Source organism: Syntrophaceticus schinkii (assembly GCF_000946815.1).
In the GTDB taxonomy this organism is placed as follows: domain Bacteria; phylum Bacillota; class DSM-12270; order Thermacetogeniales; family Thermacetogeniaceae; genus Syntrophaceticus; species Syntrophaceticus schinkii.
In genome coordinates this window covers 1-4,161 of the sequence record NZ_CDRZ01000114.1, presented here as the reverse complement: position 1 = coordinate 4,161, position 4,161 = coordinate 1, and the positions used below count along the sequence as shown (strand labels likewise).

Genomic DNA, 4,161 nt, shown 5'->3' with positions numbered 1-4,161 from the left:
GCCACTTCCCGCGGCGAAACCGTACGATAACAACGTGATAGCTCGTACCACCCAATCGATCACAGTTATGATCCAGATGGCAGTAAGCCCCAGTGGAAAACGAATAAATTGAAAGATACAATGAGGGGTATGCGCAGCAGCCAGGTACAAAGGGTAGTGATCATTGCCGGGGTGCGGTGTATCCCCTGCACCCCGCCAGTGCTCCGGCCAGCACCATCTCTAGAGCAATGGCCGGCTGCTCGATTGCAGCGATGCGCAGGCAAAGAGCCCCCAGACCCACCACCTGTGGGTCACTGGTAAAAATCCGGATGATAACGGAGGGAAAAACCAAAAAAACAAGAGCAATGACACCCATTACCATTAGAGCAAGCCTGGCCGCTATCATACCATGTTGGTAGGCTCGTTTAGGTTTGCGTGCACCGAGATTCTGTCCCACAAGACTGGTAGCAGCAACCGCAAAACCGTAAACCTGGCATATAGGAGAGTGATTCTGCAGTTAAGATAACCTGATGGGCAGCAAAGGGTACTGTCCCCAGCCCGGCGAGCATAAAGCTGCCTAGGAGTCTTCCCAGATTCATCACGGCCTCTTCAATTCCTGCCGGTGCGCTGAGTTTAAGAATTACACCTGTCAGTTCTCTATCCCTAAAGCGAAAGAAGTAGCCAGGGCGAACCCGCACCATGGTTGCCCCTGAAATCAACAGAACAACCATAACAACACAACCTGTGACCTGTGCTGAGGCAGTTGCTATAGCTGCTCCGCGCACTCCAAGAGCCGGAAAGCCGCATTTACCGAAAATCAATACATAATCTCCGGCGATATTCACCACATTGGTCAGAGCCGCTATATAAAAAGGAATTTTCGTCAGCCCAGCGCCCCGAAAAATGCCGTTGCTGATGAAAAGCACCATACCAAAAGCAGCAACAGAACCGGTGGTTTTGATATAGACAGCAGCAAGCTGCCGCACACCGGCTTCAAAACGAAAAAGTCCAACAACAACATCAGTAAAAAGATAAACACTCACAGTTACCGCGATCCCTATCAGAACAGCCAGCGAAAGAGCATGCCCCGCTGTTTTGCCAGCCTTCTCCGGATCCTTGGCTCCGACAGCTCTGGCGATGAGAGCAGTCGCCCCAGCCGACAGGGCGCAAAATATAAATAATATAGAAAAATAGATCTGTGCGCCCAGACCCACCGCAGCCAGAGACTGTGCTCCCAAGCGGCCGACAAAGGCAACATCCACAAAATCAAGCAGCATATAGAGCATCATTTCGCAGACTGCCGGCCAGGCCAAAGAAAGAATCTTGCGTCTAATCATAGCAGTATCTCCTGATAATACCTGGAATGCATTTAATCTGGTTTATCTTTCTTATTCTTGGTTCCCCAGTCATCATCCTCCTTCCCCCAAAATAAATTTGGATCACGGGGACGGATCACGGGGACGGTTCTCCTGATCCACTTTCATTTGCGTGCCTTTTTGGTGACTTTTTGGTGACAGGCACCTTTTCGAGATAGTTGTCTATACAAGTCACCCCTTTTGGTGACAGGCACCTTTTTGACGTAGTTGTCTATACAAGTCACCCTTTTTGGTGACTGTCACCTTTTTAACCCTTTTCCCCAACAACGGATGCACTGACGCGTATCGGGGCGCGTGCACCGGGGACAGTCCCCCTTGCAGCATATCCTTTTCCAACGACTAACCACCAACGACCAACCAGCTATTTTGCTATGCTCAGTTTTTCTGGTAAAATACAGGTAGCAAAAGAAAGTACCGGCATTTTGCCGGTTTAAAGGAGAGTGAAAGTTTTGTATTGGGAGCAGAAAGGACCGGCTAACACAGAAGCTGTATCCAAATTAGCTACTCAAAGAGCCAGGGAGCTTAAGATCAACCATATTGTCGTCGCATCAAACAGCGGTGCAACAGCGGAACACTTTCTTGATCAGGGATTAGAAGTTATCTGTGTCACTCATCATGTTGGATTTATGTCCCCCGGTGATGACGAGATGCCGGCTGAAACCAGACAGAAGCTTTCGGAAAAAGGTGTACATATACTGACGACAACCCATCTGATGGCGGGTCTGGATAGGGCGCTCCGCATTAAGTTCGGAGGTGTCTACCCCGCGGAGATCATTGCCCAGACACTGCGCATGTTGGGCCAAGGTGTTAAGGTCTGTGTGGAGATCTCAGGAATGGCTCTTGATGCCGGGCTGATCCCTTATGGCAGAGAGATTATAGCTGTCGGTGGATCGGGAACCGGTGCAGATACAGCACTGGTGATTACCCCGGCCCACTCCAACAATTTTTTTGATACCAAGATCAAAGAGATCATCTGCAAGCCCAGGGAGTTTTAGTTGCTCCCTGCGGCTTTCTTCTGTATCCCGCTGTGCCGTTCGACGTAATAATCCCCTTTAATCAGCAGATCAGAAACGGGCACAATTTTATAGCCATCCTCTTTAAGCTTTTTCAGGATAATGGGGAGCGCCTCCGGGGTGTACTTGGCATTGTTATGAAAGAGCATGATCGCTCCTGGGTGGGCGTTTTTCAGGATGCGGTCAACAACAGCCTCTGTCCCCAATTCCTGCCAGTCCAGGGAATCCACACTCCACTGGATCACCTCATACCCATTCTTGCGTGCGGCCTTGATGTTGTTGTTGTCATACTCCCCAAAGGGCGGCCGGAAGAGGCGGGTGCGTTTTTTGGTGAGCTTGTAGATCATCTCTTCATTATCCTTTAACTCTTTAATGAATTCCTCTTCTGAGAGGGTGTTGCAATGAGGATGTGTTAACGAATGATTCCCCAGTTCATGTCCGGCATCAGCAATGGCTTTAACCATCTCCGGGTACTCTTTTACCCAGATACCTGTAAGGAAAAAAGTTGTCTTGATGTTATTTTCCTTTAATATTTTTAAAAGTGTCGGTGTGCAGTCAGCCCCCCAGGCGGCATCAAAGGAAATGGCCAACTTCTTTTCCTTCATATCAACCGCATAGATGGGCACCTCCCGTTTACCGCTGTTGAACACCCCTGAAACCTGATTATACAGCCCCGACAGCACAAAAACACCAGCCAAAAAAATGAAACACGCACCCCAGATCAACAGCCTACGATATCGCAATAAAATAATTTTCACTGGATACTCACCTCCTAATCATCCTCAAGAGTATTTTATTCCGCGCCTCGATTATTCATGCTCCCTTGACAAACTACGTGACAAAGAAACGACCCTTTTATTACGTAGCAAAAAAGCTGACACGTTAAGGACTGCCCTGGATGTTACAGACCAAAAGTTTGCAGAAACTAAACCTACCGGCGTTTGCGCAATATTCCCCCACCTCTGTTTTCGGAAAATTGACAGCAAATCGGGGAACTGATGCCCATATAAATAGCCGCTTTTTTCGAATGACTGCATATTATTCACAAGGTAAATTATAACAGCAGCAGGAGACAAACTTTTTTTGCAGAATTAACTAGCTAAGGTATAATAATGAGAACGCCTATGGGAGATGATGGGAATGATCGAGCACTGTCACTGTCAGAAGATCAATCCCGAGGACTGGCACGAAAAGGAACACTGCTGGGAAAAACCCCGTTTTTTTTATCGAGTTACCACACGCATGGCTTTTCACGAGCCCTTTTCCTACCATGAAGACATTGCCCTCGCTATGGTCGAGGCCCGCAGCAAAGGGTATATCATCAAAGAGAATGCTGTGATTCTATTGAAAAGCGGCCTCTTTCGGGGAGAAATTCTTGTAGAAATACAGCCATTAAAAGGCAAGGAACGCCGCAAACAGGACCCCTCCTGCCTGGAATTGCAAGGCAGATTTTATTCTCGGGTCGCTCAAGCCCCTCTAATGCGGATGGGGAAAGATATAGATAAGCTGACACGTGATCTCAAGAAAAAAGGTGAAAGTGTACAGGGACTTTACCTCTGCCTGATCACCTGCCCCTCCTGTGTGAGAGAAAAAGGAAACCAAACCATCGTCATTGCTCACCTCCATTGATCCACTTTATGTAAACCACCCCGATTTTCCATAAAAAAATGCGTGTTTTCAAAAAATTTTGGGTATAATGAAGTAAAAAAGTATTGACAAGTGGCCCCTTCATTTGTATTATTTATCATTAGTATTTTATTAGCATCTTCATTTCAATTGTAGTGACTAATAAT

5 protein-coding genes are annotated in these 4,161 nt (G+C 47.4%); 2 read left to right on the top strand and 3 right to left on the bottom strand.

Annotation, left to right across the window (positions count from 1 at the left end):
• Positions 1-160: 160 nt before the first annotated feature.
• Positions 161-436, bottom strand: coding sequence for an MATE family efflux transporter (locus SSCH_RS16375; protein WP_198142199.1), 276 nt, complete (start codon positions 434-436; stop codon positions 161-163).
• Positions 405-1,316 (bottom strand): MATE family efflux transporter, encoded by a 912-nt coding sequence (locus SSCH_RS05935; RefSeq protein WP_052835380.1) that lies wholly within the window; start codon positions 1,314-1,316, stop codon positions 405-407. The genes SSCH_RS16375 and SSCH_RS05935 overlap by 32 nt, the downstream gene beginning before the upstream one ends.
• 479 nt (positions 1,317-1,795) lie before the next feature.
• Here SSCH_RS05935 and SSCH_RS05930 point away from each other — a divergent pair, with 479 nt between their 5' ends.
• A complete protein-coding gene (locus SSCH_RS05930) occupies positions 1,796-2,350 on the top strand; it encodes a pyruvate kinase alpha/beta domain-containing protein (RefSeq protein ID WP_044664668.1) in 555 nt (184 codons plus the stop codon).
• On the opposite strand, the gene SSCH_RS05925 is transcribed toward SSCH_RS05930, so the two are convergent.
• A complete protein-coding gene (locus SSCH_RS05925) occupies positions 2,347-3,126 on the bottom strand; it encodes a polysaccharide deacetylase family protein (RefSeq protein ID WP_052835379.1) in 780 nt (259 codons plus the stop codon). The genes SSCH_RS05930 and SSCH_RS05925 overlap by 4 nt on opposite strands.
• Before the next feature lie 382 nt (positions 3,127-3,508).
• On the opposite strand from SSCH_RS05925, the gene SSCH_RS05920 reads away from it, so the two are divergent.
• Complete coding sequence (locus SSCH_RS05920) at positions 3,509-3,997, top strand: hydrolase (RefSeq protein ID WP_044664667.1); 489 nt, start codon at positions 3,509-3,511, stop codon at positions 3,995-3,997.
• Positions 3,998-4,161 lie beyond the last annotated feature (164 nt).